Origin of the sequence: Ideonella sp. BN130291 (assembly GCF_036231905.1) — a bacterium.
In the GTDB taxonomy this organism is placed as follows: domain Bacteria; phylum Pseudomonadota; class Gammaproteobacteria; order Burkholderiales; family Burkholderiaceae_C; genus CAMLIZ01.
In genome coordinates this window covers 455,000-468,580 of record NZ_JAZARE010000001.1, presented here as the reverse complement: position 1 = coordinate 468,580, position 13,581 = coordinate 455,000, and the positions used below count along the sequence as shown (strand labels likewise).

The following is a 13,581-nucleotide window of genomic DNA, read 5'->3' as shown; positions in this document are numbered from 1 at the left end:
AAAACCGGCGGGTCCGCCGATCAGCGCGCCAATGTAACCCGAGCGGCACGGGTCTTGCTCGCCGCGGACACAGGCGGTTACCCGGGGTTGGCCGAAGCTGCGGACTTGTTGGCAGCCGGTGCAAAAGATATGGTGGCGGGCGAAGGAAAACTGGTCGGGGTGAGAGGATTCGAACCTCCGGCCTCTACGTCCCGAACGTAGCGCTCTACCAGGCTAAGCTACACCCCGATGTGGCAAGGCATTGCGCCTGCCATTTCCTTCTATTCACTTCTGCCGTGTCAATCGGCGCTCAAGACGACCGATCAACTGACTGAACACATAAGTGTAGCAGAGCTTCGCGGTGTGTCGACGCGGGCAGCTGATGCAGGCACGCGCGTGCCTTGTCGGCTTCGGCGCGCGCAGCCTCGCGCGTGACCTCCAGCGCGCCGGTGCGGCGCACGATGGCCACGATCTCGGCCAGGCGTGCTTCCTCGCCGTGCTCTATGGCATGGCGAATCACAGCGCGTTCCTCTTCGCTGCCACGTTCCATCGCTACCAGCAGCGGCAGGGTGGGCTTGCCTTCGCGCAGGTCGTCACCCACGTTCTTACCAAGCGCATGCGTGTCACCTTCGTAGTCCAGCAGGTCGTCCACCAGCTGGAAGGCCGTGCCCAGCGAGCGGCCGTAGGCCGCGCAGGCCTCCTCGAGAGCCGGTTGCGCGTGTGCCAGCACGGCACCCAGGCGCGCGCTGGCTTCGAACAGCTTGGCGGTCTTGTAGCGGATGACACGCAGGTAGTCCTCGACCGAAATGTCCGGGTCGTGCATGTTCATCAACTGCAGCACCTCCCCTTCGGCAATGACGTTCGTGGCGTCGGCCAGCACCTCGAGGATGCGCATGCGGTCCACCGACACCATCATCTGGAAGGCGCGGGAATACAGGAAATCGCCCACCAGCACGCTGGCCGCATTGCCAAACAGCGCATTGGCCGTCTGCCGGCCGCGCCGCAGCGACGACTCGTCCACCACATCGTCGTGCAGCAGCGTCGCGGTGTGGATGAACTCCACCACCGCCGCCAGCGTGTGGCGTTCCGGGCCTTCAAAGCTCAGTGCATTGGCGAACAGCAGCACCAGGCGCGGGCGGATGCGCTTGCCTCCCGCGCTGATGATGTAGTGGGAGATCTGGTTGACCAGGGCGACGTCCGAGCGAAGCCGATCCTGGATCACCCGGTCCACCTCGCGCATCTCAGCCGCCATGAAATCGGGAGCCGGCGCGGGGCCGGCATGGGTCTTGGGGACTGCGGAAGACACGCTGGACGAGGGTTCCGTGAGGGTCGTCGATTATAGAAACGCCGGGCCCCCGTGCCGGCGCGTCCAGGCGCGATTTCGCATGGTTGCCCGCACGTGCTAGAATGTCGGGCTCTGCGTCTTTTGGCCTGCAGTTCGGGTCAGCGCGCGGAGCAAGTTCACATGAAAGGTCACATATGTACGCGGTCATAAAAACCGGTGGCAAGCAATACAAGGTTGCAGCCGGCGAAAAGATCAAGGTAGAACAGATTGCTGCGGACGTGGGCCAAGAGATCGAGATCGACCAGGTGCTGGCTGTCGTAGACGGCTCGGACTTCAAGATCGGGGCTCCCTTGGTTGCCGGCGCGATCGTCAAGGCCACGGTGGTGGCGCATGGCAGGCACGACAAGGTGCGCATCTTCAAGATGCGCCGTCGCAAGCACTATCAGAAGCGCCAGGGCCACCGCCAAAACTTCACCGAGCTGCAGATCAGCGCGGTCAACGTCTAAAGCGGCACGGCTCGCATTTCAGGAGTTAATCCACCATGGCACAGAAAAAAGGCGGCGGTTCCACCCGGAACGGCCGCGACTCTCAACCCAAGATGCTGGGCGTCAAGGTGTTCGGCGGCCAGACCATCTCGGCCGGCTCGATCATCGTGCGCCAGCGCGGCACCAAGTTCCACGCCGGCACCAATGTCGGCATGGGCAAGGACCACTCGCTGTTCGCACTTGTCGACGGCACGGTGTCCTTTGCCACCAAGGGCTCGCTGAACCGCCAGACCGTGTTCGTCACGCCGGTCTGAACGTTCGTCGCTCCCCAGCGAACCCCGGCCGCGCGCCGGGGTTTTGCTTTGTAACGTTCTAAGATCGCCCCATCATGAAATTCGTAGACGAAGCCACCATCGACGTGGCCGCCGGTGACGGCGGAGCTGGTTGCGTGAGCTTCCGCCGCGAAAAGTTCATCCCCTTCGGCGGGCCCAATGGCGGCGACGGCGGGCGCGGCGGCAGCGTGTACGCCGTGGCCGACCGCAACCTCAACACCCTGATCGACTATCGCTATGCGCGCCGCCACGAGGCCCGCAACGGCGAGCACGGGCGCGGCTCCGACCAGTTCGGCGCAGCGGCCGACGACATCGTGCTGCGCATGCCGGTGGGCACCATCATCACCGACCTGGACACCAACCAGGTGATCGCCGAACTGCTGGTGCCGGGCGAAAAAGTGCTGATCGCCAAGGGCGGCGATGGCGGCTTCGGCAACATGCACTTCAAGAGCAGCACCAACCGCGCGCCGCGGCAGAAGACACCCGGCTGGCCCGGCGAGCACAAGAAGCTGAAGCTGGAGCTGCGCGTGCTGGCCGACGTGGGGCTGCTAGGCATGCCGAACGCGGGCAAGTCCACGCTGATCACCGCGGTATCGAACGCCCGGCCGAAGATTGCCGACTATCCGTTCACCACTTTGCATCCGCAGCTGGGCGTGGTGCGCGTGGGTCCCGAGCGCAGCTTCGTGGTCGCCGACCTGCCCGGCCTGATCGAGGGCGCGGCCGAGGGCGCCGGCCTGGGGCACTTGTTCCTGCGCCACCTGCAACGCACGCGGCTGCTTCTGCACGTGATCGACATGGCGCCCTTCGACGACAGCGTCGATCCGGTGCAGCAGGCCAAGGCGATCGTTGCCGAGCTGAAGAAGTACGACGAGAGCCTGCACGAAAAGCCGCGCTGGGTGGTGCTCAACAAGCTGGACATGGTGCCCGCCGAGGAGCGCGAGAAGCGGGTGAAGGACTTCATCAAGCGCTTCAAGTGGAAGGGGCCGGTGTTCCAGATCTCCGCGCTCACCCGTGACGGCCTGGAGCCGCTGATCCGTGCGATCTGGGAGCATGTGGCCACCTTCCAGCATGAAGAGCCGGACGTGGACCCGCGCTTCGATACCCCGGGGGCCACCGACGGAGCGGCGAATGGCTGAGGTGCTCAAGCCGGCCCGGCGCATTGTCGTCAAGGTCGGCTCCAGCCTGGTCACCAATGAAGGCCGGGGGGTGGACGCCGAGGCCATCGGCAACTGGTGCCGCCAGTTGGCCGCATTGGCGGCGCAGGGGCGTGAGGTGGTGATGGTCTCCAGCGGTGCCATCGCCGAAGGCATGAAACGCCTGGGCTGGTCGTCGCGGCCCAAGGAGCTGCACGAGCTGCAGGCGGCCGCTGCGGTGGGCCAGATGGGGCTGGCGCGGATGTACGAGAGCAAGCTGAGCGAACAAGGCCTGCACAGCGCGCAGGTGCTGCTCACGCATGCCGACCTGGCCGACCGGGAGCGGTACCTCAACGCACGCTCCACCCTGCTGACGCTGCTGTCGCTGAAGGTGATTCCGGTCATCAACGAGAACGACACCGTGGTCAACGACGAGATCAAGTTCGGTGACAACGACACCCTGGGCGCCCTGGTCGCCAACCTGGTGGAAGCCGATGCGCTGGTGATCCTGACCGACCAGAAGGGCCTGTATTCGGCCGACCCGCGCAAGGACCCTGGCGCCCGTTTCATCCATGAGGCGGTGGCCGGCACGCCGGAGCTGGAGCAGATGGCCGGCGGCGCCGGCTCGAGCATTGGCCGCGGCGGCATGATCACCAAGGTGCTGGCCGCCAAGCGCGCCGCGGGCAGCGGCGCCAGCACCGTGATCGCCTGGGGGCGCGAGCCGGACGTGCTGGTTCGGCTGGCGGCCGGCGAGTCCATCGGCACTGCCCTGACCGCGGCCACGCAGAAGCTCGCGGCGCGCAAGCAATGGATGGCCGACCACCTTCAGCTGCGCGGCAGCGTGCTGATTGACGACGGCGCAGTGCAGAAGCTGCGCGGCGAGGGCAAGAGCCTGCTGCCCATCGGCATGGTGGAGGTGCAAGGCGACTTCCACCGTGGCGACGTCATCGCGGTGCGCAGCGCCGCGGGCATGGAAGTGGCGCGTGGCCTGGCCAACTACTCCAGCGCGGAGGCTCGGCTGATTGCCCGGCATGCGTCCAGCGAGATCAACCGCTTGCTGGGTTACGCGGCGGAGCCGGAGATGATCCATCGCGACAACCTCGTGCTCGCATAGCGATCACGAGGGAGCCACTGCTCAACCCGCGCGAGTGTGCTGCGCCGGGTCGCCGTCCTGTGTGTCGGCCTCTTCGTCGTCGTGCCGGTGCGGCCGCATGCCGGAGCGCAGGTAGCGGTTGTGGTGGTTCACCCGCGGCAGGAAGCGCGCGAGCTCGGTGAGCGCCATCTGGTACACCCCGCGCTTGAACTCGATCACCACGTCCAGCGGAACCCAGTAGTCGTTCCAGCGCCAGGCGTCGAACTCGGGATGGTCGGTGGCGCGCAGGTTCATGTCGCTGTCGCGGCCCATCAGCTTCAACAGGAACCAGATCTGTTTTTGGCCCTTGTAGTGGCCGCGGGCGTCGCGCCGGATGAAATGCTCCGGAACCTCGTAGCGCAGCCAGTCGCGCGTGCGCGCCAGAATGCGCACATGCTCCGGCAGCAGCCCCACTTCCTCGTGAAGCTCGCGGTACATGGCCTGCTCCGGCGTTTCGCCGTGCTTGATGCCGCCCTGCGGGAACTGCCACGAATGGGTGCGCAGCCGCTTGCCCCAGAACACCTGGTTCCGGGAGTTGAGCAGGATGATGCCGACGTTCGGCCGGAAGCCTTCACGGTCGAGCATAATCGGACCCCAATTTTTGAACTGAAATCATTATTGCACCGGTGTGACGGGGGGCTTCAAGCTCGCTTTCCCTGCCCCGACCTCCGGGTGGGCTGACCGGTGCGGGCCAGCACCATGAAAGCAACCCAGTTCTTCATCTCCACCCTCAAGGAAGCCCCCGCCGACGCGGAAATCACGAGCCACAAGCTCATGATGCGGGCCGGCATGATCAAGCGGCTGGGCGCCGGCATCTACACCTACATGCCGATGGGCTTGCGGGTGATCCGCAAGGTGGAAAACATCATCCGCGAGGAGATGAACCGCGCCGGCGCCGTGGAGCTGCTGATGCCGGTGGTGCAGCCGGCCGAGCTGTGGCAGGAAACCGGCCGCTTCGAGAAGATGGGGCCGGAGCTGCTGCGCGTGAAGGACCGGCATGAGCGCGACTTCATCATCCAGCCGACCAGCGAAGAGGTGATCACCGACATCGCCCGGCAGGAGCTGCGCAGCTATCGCCAGCTGCCGCGCAACTTCTATCACATCCAGACCAAGTTCCGCGACGAGCGTCGGCCGCGCTTCGGCGTGATGCGCGGGCGTGAGTTCACGATGAAGGACGCGTATTCCTTCGACCGCGACCTGGAATCCGCCCGCCTGAGCTACCAGCGCATGTACGACGCCTACTGCGCCATCTTCGACCGCATGGGCTTGCAGTACCGCGCGGTGGCGGCGGACACCGGCGCCATCGGCGGCGATGCTTCGCACGAGTTCCAGGTGATTGCCGACACCGGCGAGGACGCCATCGTCTACTGCCCGACGAGCGATTTCGCGGCCAATATCGAGCTCGCCGAGGCGCTGCCTTTGATTTCTGCGCGCGCCATCGCGAAGGAGCCACTCACCAAGGCGCCCACCCCGGGCAAGAGCACTTGCGAGGACGTGGCCGCCCTGCTGGGCCTGCCGCTGGAGCGCACGGTGAAGTCGCTGGTTTTGGCCACCGACGAGAAAAACGACAAGGGTGACGTCGCCAAAACCACCGTCTGGCTGCTCCTTGTGCGGGGCGACCATGAGTTGAACGAAGTCAAAACGGGAAAATTGCACGGTTTTAAGGCCGGTTTTCGCTTCGCAACCGGGGCCGAAATCGAGGACCATTTCGGCTGCAAACCGGGATACCTGGGGCCCATAGCCACCCGCAAGCCGGTGAAGGTGATCGCCGACCGCACGGTGGCGAACATGAGCGACTTCGTCTGCGGCGCCAACGACGCGGATTTCCACTTCACCGGCGTCAACTGGGGGCGCGACCTGCCCGAGCCCGATGAAGTGGCCGACATCCGAAACGTGGTCGCCGGTGATCCGTCGCCTGACGGCAAGGGCGTGCTGGCGATCCAGCGCGGCATCGAGGTGGGGCATGTGTTCCTCCTCGGCAGCAAGTACAGCAAGGACATGAACGCGACCTACCTCGACGAGAACGGCAAGCCGCAGCTGCTCCAGATGGGCTGCTTCGGCATTGGCGTCACGCGCATCCTGGGTGCGGCGATCGAGCAGAACCATGACGAGCGCGGCATCGTGTGGCCGGCCGCGATCGCGCCTTTCACCGTGGTGGTGTGCCCCATCGGCTACGACCGCAATGCGGACGTGAAGGCAGCGGCCGACCGCCTGCACGACGAGCTGGCCGCCAGTGGCATCGACGTGATGCTGGACGACCGCGGCGAGCGCCCGGGCGCCATGTTCGCCGACTGGGAGCTGGTGGGCGTGCCGCACCGCGTGGTCATCTCCGACCGCGGCCTGAAGGAAGGCAAGCTGGAATACCAGGGCCGGCGCGATGCGCAGGCCACCTCGGTCGCCGTGGGTGACATCGTCAGTTTTGTTGGAAGTCGATTGGCATCATGAGCTTGTCCCGTCGCCGCTTGCTGTCTGCGGCCATCGGTGTCCCTTTGATCGGCGCCGGCATGCCGGCCCATGCCGGCGGCCAGGTGGAAGAGCCGCTGGCCGATTCGGTGCGCTCTGCGCTGGCCGCGGCCATCGCCAGCGACGGCCCGCCCAAGCCGGTGTTCGACGAACTCGACCACCGCCTGAGCTACCTGCGTTGGCTGGGTACCCAGAGCGAGCGCATGAAGCGCCTGGCCAAGGAGGCCCAGACGCGGCTGGAGTTCCTGGAAACGGTGTGGTACGAAAGCAAGCGCGCCGGCCTGGAGCCTGCGCTGGTGCTGGGCCTGATCCAGATGGAAAGCGGTTTTCGCAAGTACGCCATCAGCTCCGTGGGCGCGCGCGGCTACATGCAGGTGATGCCGTTCTGGTCCAAGCTGATCGGCGACGGTGATCCGTCCAAGTTGTTCCATACCCAGACCAACCTGCGCTTCGGCTGCGTGATCCTGCGCCACTACCTGGAACGCGAAAAGGGTGACCTTTTCCTGGCGCTCGGCCGCTACAACGGCAGCCGCGGGCGGGCGGAGTACCCCACCGCGGTATTGGGTTTGCGCCAGCGCTGGGTAGCTTGAAGCGGCCCGCGCCCTAGCGCAGGCCTTCCCACTCCAGCGGGTGGGCGTCCTCGAAGCCCAGGAGGTCCAGCACGCGCTCTACGGTGTCGTCGATCAGGTCGTCGATCGACTCCGGCTTGTTGTAGAACGCCGGCAGCGGCGGGAAGACGATGCCGCCCATCTCCGTCACCGCGGTCATGTTGCGAAGATGCGCCAGGTTCAGCGGGGTCTCCCGCACCATGAGCACCAGGCGGCGGCGCTCCTTCAACGTGACGTCGGCGGCCCGCGTGAGCAGGTTGTCGGAAAGCCCGTGCGCGATCGCCGCCAGCGAGCGCATGGAGCAGGGCGCCACCACCATCGCGTTCACGCGATGGCTGCCGCTGGCGATGCAGGCGCCGATGTCGCCCGGCGCATAGACCGCATCAGCCAGAGCATCCAGCGCACTGCGATCCATGCCCAGTTCGTGATGCACGTTCAGCACGCCCGCCGGCGTGGCCACCAGATGGGTTTGTGCGCCCAGTTCGCGCAGGCGCTCCAGCAGGCGCACGCCGTACACCGCGCCCGAGGCGCCGGTGATGCCCACCACGACGGTGCGCTGCACCGCCGTGGGCGGCATGATGGTCAACGGGCCACCCTGTGCGCTGCGCGTGTTCCCGCCGCGGGGCGGTTCGCCTCTTCGAACAGCGGAGCGAGGCTCATGCGGCGTTGCCGCCCAGCATCTGCTGCAGCTCGCCGGCCTGGTACATCTCCATCAGGATGTCCGATCCGCCGACGAACTCGCCATTGACGTAGAGCTGAGGGATGGTCGGCCAGTTGGCGTAGTCCTTCACGCCCTGGCGGATCTCTTCGTCCTCCAGCACGTTCACCGTCTTGAGGTCGTTGACACCGCAGGCCTTCAGGATCTGGATGGCGCGTCCGGAAAAGCCGCACATCGGGAACTGGGCGGTACCCTTCATGAAAAGCACCACCCGGTTCGTCTTGACCAGGTCGTCGATACGTTGCTGCACGTCGCTCATGATGATCGTCTCGCCTCTGCGGCGGTGAATACGAGGAATGCGCGAGTTATACGGCATTCCGCATGCCACCCGGCCCGCGCAGCGGCCGAAGCCTTAGAACGAGTAGGACACGCCCAGTTGCAGCACCGGGGTGAGGCGGAAGTCGCGCCACTGCTCATCCAGGCTGGTATTGCCCAGACCGAGCTTGCCCGGCCGCAGGCCGGAGCCGGAGCCGAGCGCCAGCACCCCCACGTCGGCCGTGAAGCCCCAGCCGCCCTTGAGCGACAAGCCGGTGTAACCCACGCCCAGGTAGGGCGCGGCGTGCCCGCCCTCGCCGGCCAGGTCGGCCGGGCCATTGCCGGCGGTGTTCTGCTGTGAGACGGTGAAGGCGCCACCGGGGCGTGGCACGGCCGGCATGCTGAGGGACACACCATGGGAGTTGAGCAGCCAGCCGCTGGTGGCGCGGAAGCCGCCGCTCACGCGCTGGCTGCCGAACAGGGGCCCGCGGCTGAAGTAGTAGTCGCCCAGGATCTGCCCACCTTGCAGGGCATAAGGGTTGGCCGAAGCCACATCCGCCGCCAGCGGGTTGGTGGTGACCAGGCCGACCCGCGTCTGCAGGCGGGGCCAGGGCACCTTGTCGGCATCGACCGTGAGCCCGCCATCGGCCCACACCGGACCGGCGGTGCAGCCGAGCAGCACCAGGACGGCATGAAACAAACGCGTGCGCATCGTCGCCTCCTTGTCCCGGCGGTGTCGCCAGGGTTCGTGATCAGCGTCTTCAGCTGTGTTTGAGCCCATGCTACGTCGCCAGGTTCGCTTTGTGGAGACTGTTTCCGGCAGTTCTGCGGCCAAAGTCATGGCCGTTGCGTCCACGACTCAGCCGGGCCGGCGTCCGCCGCTGCAGCGCTCCCGCGATTCGATGTCCCGGCGGGTGCTCACGTCCAGGAAACCGGCTGCCAGCAGCCGCTCACGCACCGCGCTGCCCTGGTCATGGCCATGTTCCAGCAGCAGCCAGCCGCCAGGCAGCAGGTACTCGGCGGCGGGCTGGATCAACTGCTCCAGCGCCAACAAGCCGTTGCCGCCGGGCGTGAGGGCGGACAGCGGCTCGTGCGTCAGGGCGGCCAGATGCGGATCGTCTTGCGCGATGTAGGGCGGGTTGCTCACGGCCAGGTGGAAGCGCTGGCCTTTCAAAGCCGACCACCAGTCGCTGCGCTGGAATGTCACGTCCAGCGCCAGGCGGCGGGCGTTGTCTTGTGCCACGGCCAGCGCGGCCTCGCTGACATCGACCGCCTGCACCTCGGCGTGCGGGCGGCGGTGCTGGATGGCGAGTGCGATGGCGCCGCTGCCGGTCCCGAGGTCGATGACCCGGCGAGCCGGTTCCGAAGGGGAAACGCTGCCGTGCGGCAGGAGCTCCAGCGCCCAGTCCACCAGGGTTTCGGTGTCGGGGCGCGGCACCAGCACCGCCGGCGTCACCCGCAGCGCCAGGCCATGGAATTCGCGCTCGCCGACCAGGTAGGCCAGCGGCTCCCCGGCCGCCCGTCGCTGCAGCAGCGCCGCGAACGCTTCTGCGCTCGCCGCCGGCAACGGGTCTTCGCCGTGGGCCAGCAGCCAGCTGCGGGGCCGCGCCAGCAGGTGCGACAGCAGCAGGTGCGCGTCCAGCCGCTCCACGCCGAGCGCCCGCGCTGCAGCCAGCGCCTCGGCCACGGTGCGCGGAGGGTTCACGTGCCGCTTTCCAGCGCGGCCAGCTGCTCCGCCGCCTGCGCGGCCTGCAGTGCCGTGATCACCTCGTCCAGGTCCCCGTCCATGATGGCGCCCAGGCGGTACAGCGTGAGGTTGATGCGGTGATCGGTGAGCCGGCCCTGCGGGAAGTTGTAGGTGCGGATGCGGTCGGAGCGGTCGCCGCTGCCGATCAGGCTCTTGCGGGTGGCGGCTTCCTTGGCGGCGCGCTCGCTGCGTTCCTTGTCGCGCAGGCGGGCGGCCAGCACCGCCATCGCCTTGGCCTTGTTGCGGTGCTGCGAGCGGTCGTCCTGGCACTCGGCCACCAGGCCGGTGGGCAGGTGGGTAATGCGGATGGCGCTGTCGGTCTTGTTCACGTGCTGGCCGCCGGCACCGCTGGCGCGGAAGGTGTCGATGCGCAGGTCGGCCGGGTTGAGCGTGATCTCGGCGGCTTCGTCGGGCTCCGGCATCACCGCCACGGTGCAGGCGCTGGTGTGGATACGGCCTTGCGACTCCGTGGCCGGCACCCGCTGCACCCGGTGGCCGCCGGACTCGAACTTGAGCTTTTCGTAGGCGCGATCCCCCTCGATGCGCAGCACCAGCTCCTTGTAGCCGCCCAGGTCGGACTCGCTTTCGCTCATCACTTCGGCGCGCCACCCTTGGCGCTCCACGAAGCGCAGGTACATGCGCGCCAGGTCGCCGGCGAACAGCGCCGATTCGTCGCCGCCGGTGCCGGCCCGGATTTCGAGGAAGGCGTTGCGGTCGTCGTCCGGGTCGCGCGGCAGCAGGGCGGTCTGCAGTTCGGCATGCAGCCGCTCCAGGTCGGCTTGCGCGCCGGTGATCTCCTCGCGCGCCATCTCGGCCATGTCGGGGTCGTCGAGCAGCTCCCGCGCGGCGGCCAGGTCGCTTTCCCGCTGCTGGTACTGGCGAAAACGCTGCACCACGCCGTTGACCTCGGCCTGTTCGCGCGACAGCGTGCGGTAGCGCTTCATGTCGCTGGCCACCCGCGGGTCGGCCAGGCTGGCGTCCAGCTCGGCCAGGCGCATGCCGAGGCGTTCGAATTGTTGGCGGAGCGAATCTTTCATGGGGCGGATGGGCAGCAGCAGCGACGACGACGCCGCGCCAGGCAGGCGCGGAAGGCGGGCGACGCGGCGCTAACGCTCGTCGCGGCCGGGGTCGCGCGGCGTGGTGCGCAGGAACAGGCGCGACACGGTTTGTGCCACCTGCTCGCGCTGGCTGGCGTCGCTGGCGTGCAGCTCGGCCAGCGCGCCGTGCAGCATCTTCTGGGTGAGCCCGCGCGACAGGGCGTCGAGCACGGCGTCCACGTCCTCACCCTTGGCCAGCAGCTTGCGGGCGCGGGCGATCTCCACCGCGCGCCAGTCGTCGGCCTGCGCGCGCAGCGCCTGGATCAGCGGCACCGTGGCGCGCTGGTCCAGCCAGTGGGCGAAGCTCTGCACGCCACTCTCGATGATGGCTTCGGCCTGCTGCACGGCCGCCTGGCGCTTTTCGCCGGCCGACTGCACCAGCTGCGACAGATCGTCCACGGTGTAGAGGTACACGTCCGACAGGCGGGCCACTTCAGGCTCGATGTCGCGCGGCACGGCCAGGTCCACCATGAACATCGGGCGGTGCTTGCGCGCCTTGAGCGCCCGCTCCACCGCGCCCAGCCCGATGATGGGCAGCGAGCTGGCGGTGCAGGACACCACCGCGTCGAATTCCTGCAGGCGCTGCGGCAGGTCCGCCAGGCGGATGGCCTGGGCGCCGAAGCGGCTGGCGAGCTTCTCGCCGCGCTCCAGCGTGCGGTTGGCCACTGCCATCGTCTTGGGCGTGCGCGCTGCAAAGTGGGTGGCGACCAGCTCGATCATCTCGCCGGCGCCCACGAACAGCACGTTGATGTCGGCCAGGTCCTCGAACAGCTGGGCCGCCAGCCGCACGGAGGCGGCCGCCATGCTGATGGAATGCGAGCCGATCTCGGTGGAGCTGCGCACCTCCTTGGCCACCGAGAAGGAGCGTTGGAACAGCTGGTGCAAGGTGCTGCCCAGGGTGCCGGCGGCATCCGCCTCGCGCACCGCCTGCTTCATCTGGCCGAGGATCTGGGGCTCGCCCAGCACCATGGAATCCAGCCCGGAGGCCACGCGGAAGGCATGGCGGGCGGCGCCGCGGTCTTCCAGCACGTAGGTGTGGTCCATCAGCTGGCCGGGGGCCACGCCGCCGTGGGCCGCCAGCCATTCGATGGCGGGCTGCAGCAGGGCGCGGCCGTCGCCGGGCTGGTCGGCCACGTACAGCTCGGTGCGGTTGCAGGTGGACAGCAGCGCGGCTTCGGGCGCGCCAGCACGCTGCAGTCTGCCGCGCAAGCCATGGAGCGCCTGCGGAATCTGCTCGAGCGAGAACGCAAACCGGCCGCGCAGGTCCAGCGGCGCGGTGGTGTGGTTCAGGCCCAGGGCAAGGACACTCATGCGGCGCATTATAAAATTTGCCGTTCGATCAAGCACTTATCGCGGCGATAGCGGCAGCGCGCGTGGTTGATTTCCGTCAATTTTGCGTGGGAGCGCTGCGGTGGGCCCCTGGGATGCGCTGGTTCATCTGGCGAACTTCGTGATGCCGGCGCTAGGCGTCGGCGTGGTCGCCGCGCTGCTGAGCAAGCTGCTGTGGCGCGCGCAGCTGCGGGGCGTGCCTCTGCTGAAACTGGCCGGCTGGGCCAGCGCGGCCGGTGTGGCGGTGTTGCTCGCCGGCCTGGTGGTGTTTGGCCGCGACGGCAAGATGGCCACCTACGGCGCCATGGTGCTGGCCTGCGCGCTGGCGCTGCTGGTCGCCGGCTGGGCCCCCGGGCGTCGCTAGCCCTCAACGAGAGACCGAGTGACTTACAGCGTCAAGGAAGTGTTCTACACCTTGCAGGGCGAGGGCCAGCAGGCCGGGCGCCCGGCGGTGTTCTGCCGGTTTGCCGGGTGCAACCTCTGGACCGGGCGGGAGGCCGATCGCGCGAGCGCGGTCTGCCGCTTCTGCGACACCGATTTCGCGGGCACGGACGGCACCGGTGGGGGCAAGTTCGATTCGCCCGAGGCACTGGCTGCCCACGTGGCCGCCCACTGGCCGGCCGGCGGCACCGGCCAGCGCTTCGTCGTGTGCACCGGCGGTGAGCCGCTGCTGCAGCTGGACCCGCCGCTGATTGCCGCGCTGCATGCGCAGCGCTTCGAGATCGCGGTGGAAAGCAACGGCACCGTGGCGGCGCCGGACGGCATCGACTGGCTGTGCATCAGCCCCAAGGCGGGCGCACCGCTGGTGCAGCGGCAGGGCGACGAACTGAAGGTGGTGGTGCCGCAGCCGGGGCTGGACCTGGCCGAGCTGGAGTCGCTGGCCTTCCGCAGCCGCCGGGTGCAGCCGATGGACGGCCCGCAGGTGCAGGCCAACACCGCCTGGGCGGTGCAATGGTGCCTGGACCACCCCGGCTGGAGCTTGAGCCTGCAGACCCACAAGCTGCTCGGCATCCGCTGA

The 13,581-nt window shown here is 67.8% G+C and carries 16 protein-coding genes and 1 tRNA gene; 8 read left to right on the top strand and 9 right to left on the bottom strand.

The window, feature by feature from the left end; translation table 11 throughout:
• Positions 1 to 151 precede the first annotated feature (151 nt).
• Together VPH43_RS02190 and ispB are read right to left on the bottom strand one after the other, a co-directional pair.
• Positions 152 to 228: transfer RNA gene (locus VPH43_RS02190), tRNA-Pro, on the bottom strand.
• Between the two features lie 61 nt (positions 229 to 289).
• A complete protein-coding gene (gene ispB / locus VPH43_RS02185) occupies positions 290 to 1,231 on the bottom strand; it encodes an octaprenyl diphosphate synthase (RefSeq protein WP_328576199.1) in 942 nt (313 codons plus the stop codon).
• A 227-nt stretch (positions 1,232 to 1,458) separates the two neighbouring features.
• Between ispB and rplU the strand changes: the two genes are divergently transcribed.
• From rplU to proB, 4 genes are all read left to right on the top strand, one after another.
• Positions 1,459 to 1,770 (top strand): 50S ribosomal protein L21, encoded by a 312-nt coding sequence (gene rplU, locus VPH43_RS02180; RefSeq protein ID WP_328576004.1) that lies wholly within the window; start codon positions 1,459 to 1,461, stop codon positions 1,768 to 1,770.
• Positions 1,771 to 1,805: 35 nt separating this feature from the next.
• Complete coding sequence (gene rpmA / locus VPH43_RS02175; RefSeq protein ID WP_328576003.1) at positions 1,806 to 2,063, top strand: 50S ribosomal protein L27; 258 nt, start codon at positions 1,806 to 1,808, stop codon at positions 2,061 to 2,063.
• Positions 2,064 to 2,137: 74 nt separating this feature from the next.
• Positions 2,138 to 3,217 (top strand): Obg family GTPase CgtA, encoded by a 1,080-nt coding sequence (gene cgtA / locus VPH43_RS02170; RefSeq protein WP_328576002.1) that lies wholly within the window; start codon positions 2,138 to 2,140, stop codon positions 3,215 to 3,217.
• Positions 3,210 to 4,328, top strand: a complete 1,119-nt coding sequence (gene proB, locus VPH43_RS02165) for a glutamate 5-kinase (protein WP_328576001.1) — start codon at positions 3,210 to 3,212, stop codon at positions 4,326 to 4,328. Before cgtA ends, proB begins: the two co-directional genes overlap by 8 nt.
• Positions 4,329 to 4,349: 21 nt before the next feature.
• On the opposite strand, the gene VPH43_RS02160 is transcribed toward proB, so the two are convergent.
• Positions 4,350 to 4,931, bottom strand: coding sequence for an RNA pyrophosphohydrolase (locus VPH43_RS02160; protein ID WP_328576000.1), 582 nt, complete (start codon positions 4,929 to 4,931; stop codon positions 4,350 to 4,352).
• A gap of 114 nt (positions 4,932 to 5,045) precedes the next feature.
• Between VPH43_RS02160 and VPH43_RS02155 the strand changes: the two genes are divergently transcribed.
• On the top strand, positions 5,046 to 6,791 hold the full coding sequence (locus VPH43_RS02155; protein ID WP_328575999.1) for a proline--tRNA ligase: 1,746 nt from the start codon (positions 5,046 to 5,048) through the stop codon (positions 6,789 to 6,791).
• Positions 6,788 to 7,399 carry a transglycosylase SLT domain-containing protein gene (locus tag VPH43_RS02150; protein WP_442909184.1) on the top strand — a complete coding sequence of 204 codons (612 nt, stop codon included), beginning with the start codon at positions 6,788 to 6,790 and terminating at the stop codon, positions 7,397 to 7,399. The genes VPH43_RS02155 and VPH43_RS02150 overlap by 4 nt, the downstream gene beginning before the upstream one ends.
• A 13-nt stretch (positions 7,400 to 7,412) precedes the next feature.
• Here the strand turns inward: VPH43_RS02150 and VPH43_RS02145 are convergent, their stop codons facing one another.
• From VPH43_RS02145 to hemA, 6 genes are all read right to left on the bottom strand, one after another.
• Positions 7,413 to 7,994, bottom strand: a complete 582-nt coding sequence (locus VPH43_RS02145; protein WP_328576197.1) for a UbiX family flavin prenyltransferase — start codon at positions 7,992 to 7,994, stop codon at positions 7,413 to 7,415.
• A 79-nt stretch (positions 7,995 to 8,073) separates the two neighbouring features.
• A complete protein-coding gene (grxD, locus tag VPH43_RS02140) occupies positions 8,074 to 8,394 on the bottom strand; it encodes a Grx4 family monothiol glutaredoxin (protein WP_328575998.1) in 321 nt (106 codons plus the stop codon).
• Positions 8,395 to 8,487: 93 nt separating this feature from the next.
• Complete coding sequence (locus tag VPH43_RS02135; RefSeq protein WP_328575997.1) at positions 8,488 to 9,102, bottom strand: hypothetical protein; 615 nt, start codon at positions 9,100 to 9,102, stop codon at positions 8,488 to 8,490.
• A 147-nt stretch (positions 9,103 to 9,249) separates the two neighbouring features.
• The gene (prmC, locus tag VPH43_RS02130) at positions 9,250 to 10,095 is read right to left on the bottom strand and encodes a peptide chain release factor N(5)-glutamine methyltransferase (RefSeq protein WP_328575996.1); all 846 of its coding nucleotides are present in this window, start codon (positions 10,093 to 10,095) and stop codon (positions 9,250 to 9,252) included.
• Positions 10,092 to 11,174, bottom strand: coding sequence for a peptide chain release factor 1 (gene prfA / locus VPH43_RS02125; protein WP_328575995.1), 1,083 nt, complete (start codon positions 11,172 to 11,174; stop codon positions 10,092 to 10,094). Before prfA ends, prmC begins: the two co-directional genes overlap by 4 nt.
• A 69-nt stretch (positions 11,175 to 11,243) precedes the next feature.
• Positions 11,244 to 12,545, bottom strand: coding sequence for a glutamyl-tRNA reductase (gene hemA, locus VPH43_RS02120; protein WP_328575994.1), 1,302 nt, complete (start codon positions 12,543 to 12,545; stop codon positions 11,244 to 11,246).
• A gap of 100 nt (positions 12,546 to 12,645) precedes the next feature.
• Here hemA and VPH43_RS02115 point away from each other — a divergent pair, with 100 nt between their 5' ends.
• Together VPH43_RS02115 and queE are read left to right on the top strand one after the other, a co-directional pair.
• On the top strand, positions 12,646 to 12,927 hold the full coding sequence (locus VPH43_RS02115) for a hypothetical protein (RefSeq protein WP_328575993.1): 282 nt from the start codon (positions 12,646 to 12,648) through the stop codon (positions 12,925 to 12,927).
• Between the two features lie 18 nt (positions 12,928 to 12,945).
• Entirely contained in the window at positions 12,946 to 13,581 is a 636-nt protein-coding gene (queE, locus tag VPH43_RS02110) for a 7-carboxy-7-deazaguanine synthase (RefSeq protein ID WP_328575992.1), read from the top strand.

What these genes read in the sequence shown, in the direction of transcription:
- ispB (WP_328576199.1), bottom strand. Translation starts at nt 1,231, where the DNA reads ATGGCGGCTGAGATGCGCGAGGTGGACCGGGTGATCCAGGATCGGCTT.
- rplU (WP_328576004.1), top strand. Translation starts at nt 1,459, where the DNA reads ATGTACGCGGTCATAAAAACCGGTGGCAAGCAATACAAGGTTGCAGCC.
- rpmA (WP_328576003.1), top strand. Translation starts at nt 1,806, where the DNA reads ATGGCACAGAAAAAAGGCGGCGGTTCCACCCGGAACGGCCGCGACTCT.
- cgtA (WP_328576002.1), top strand. Translation starts at nt 2,138, where the DNA reads ATGAAATTCGTAGACGAAGCCACCATCGACGTGGCCGCCGGTGACGGC.
- proB (WP_328576001.1), top strand. Translation starts at nt 3,210, where the DNA reads ATGGCTGAGGTGCTCAAGCCGGCCCGGCGCATTGTCGTCAAGGTCGGC.
- VPH43_RS02160 (WP_328576000.1), bottom strand. Translation starts at nt 4,931, where the DNA reads ATGCTCGACCGTGAAGGCTTCCGGCCGAACGTCGGCATCATCCTGCTC.
- VPH43_RS02155 (WP_328575999.1), top strand. Translation starts at nt 5,046, where the DNA reads ATGAAAGCAACCCAGTTCTTCATCTCCACCCTCAAGGAAGCCCCCGCC.
- VPH43_RS02150 (WP_442909184.1), top strand. Translation starts at nt 6,788, where the DNA reads ATGAGCTTGTCCCGTCGCCGCTTGCTGTCTGCGGCCATCGGTGTCCCT.
- VPH43_RS02145 (WP_328576197.1), bottom strand. Translation starts at nt 7,994, where the DNA reads ATGCCGCCCACGGCGGTGCAGCGCACCGTCGTGGTGGGCATCACCGGC.
- grxD (WP_328575998.1), bottom strand. Translation starts at nt 8,394, where the DNA reads ATGAGCGACGTGCAGCAACGTATCGACGACCTGGTCAAGACGAACCGG.
- VPH43_RS02135 (WP_328575997.1), bottom strand. Translation starts at nt 9,102, where the DNA reads ATGCGCACGCGTTTGTTTCATGCCGTCCTGGTGCTGCTCGGCTGCACC.
- prfA (WP_328575995.1), bottom strand. Translation starts at nt 11,174, where the DNA reads ATGAAAGATTCGCTCCGCCAACAATTCGAACGCCTCGGCATGCGCCTG.
- hemA (WP_328575994.1), bottom strand. Translation starts at nt 12,545, where the DNA reads ATGAGTGTCCTTGCCCTGGGCCTGAACCACACCACCGCGCCGCTGGAC.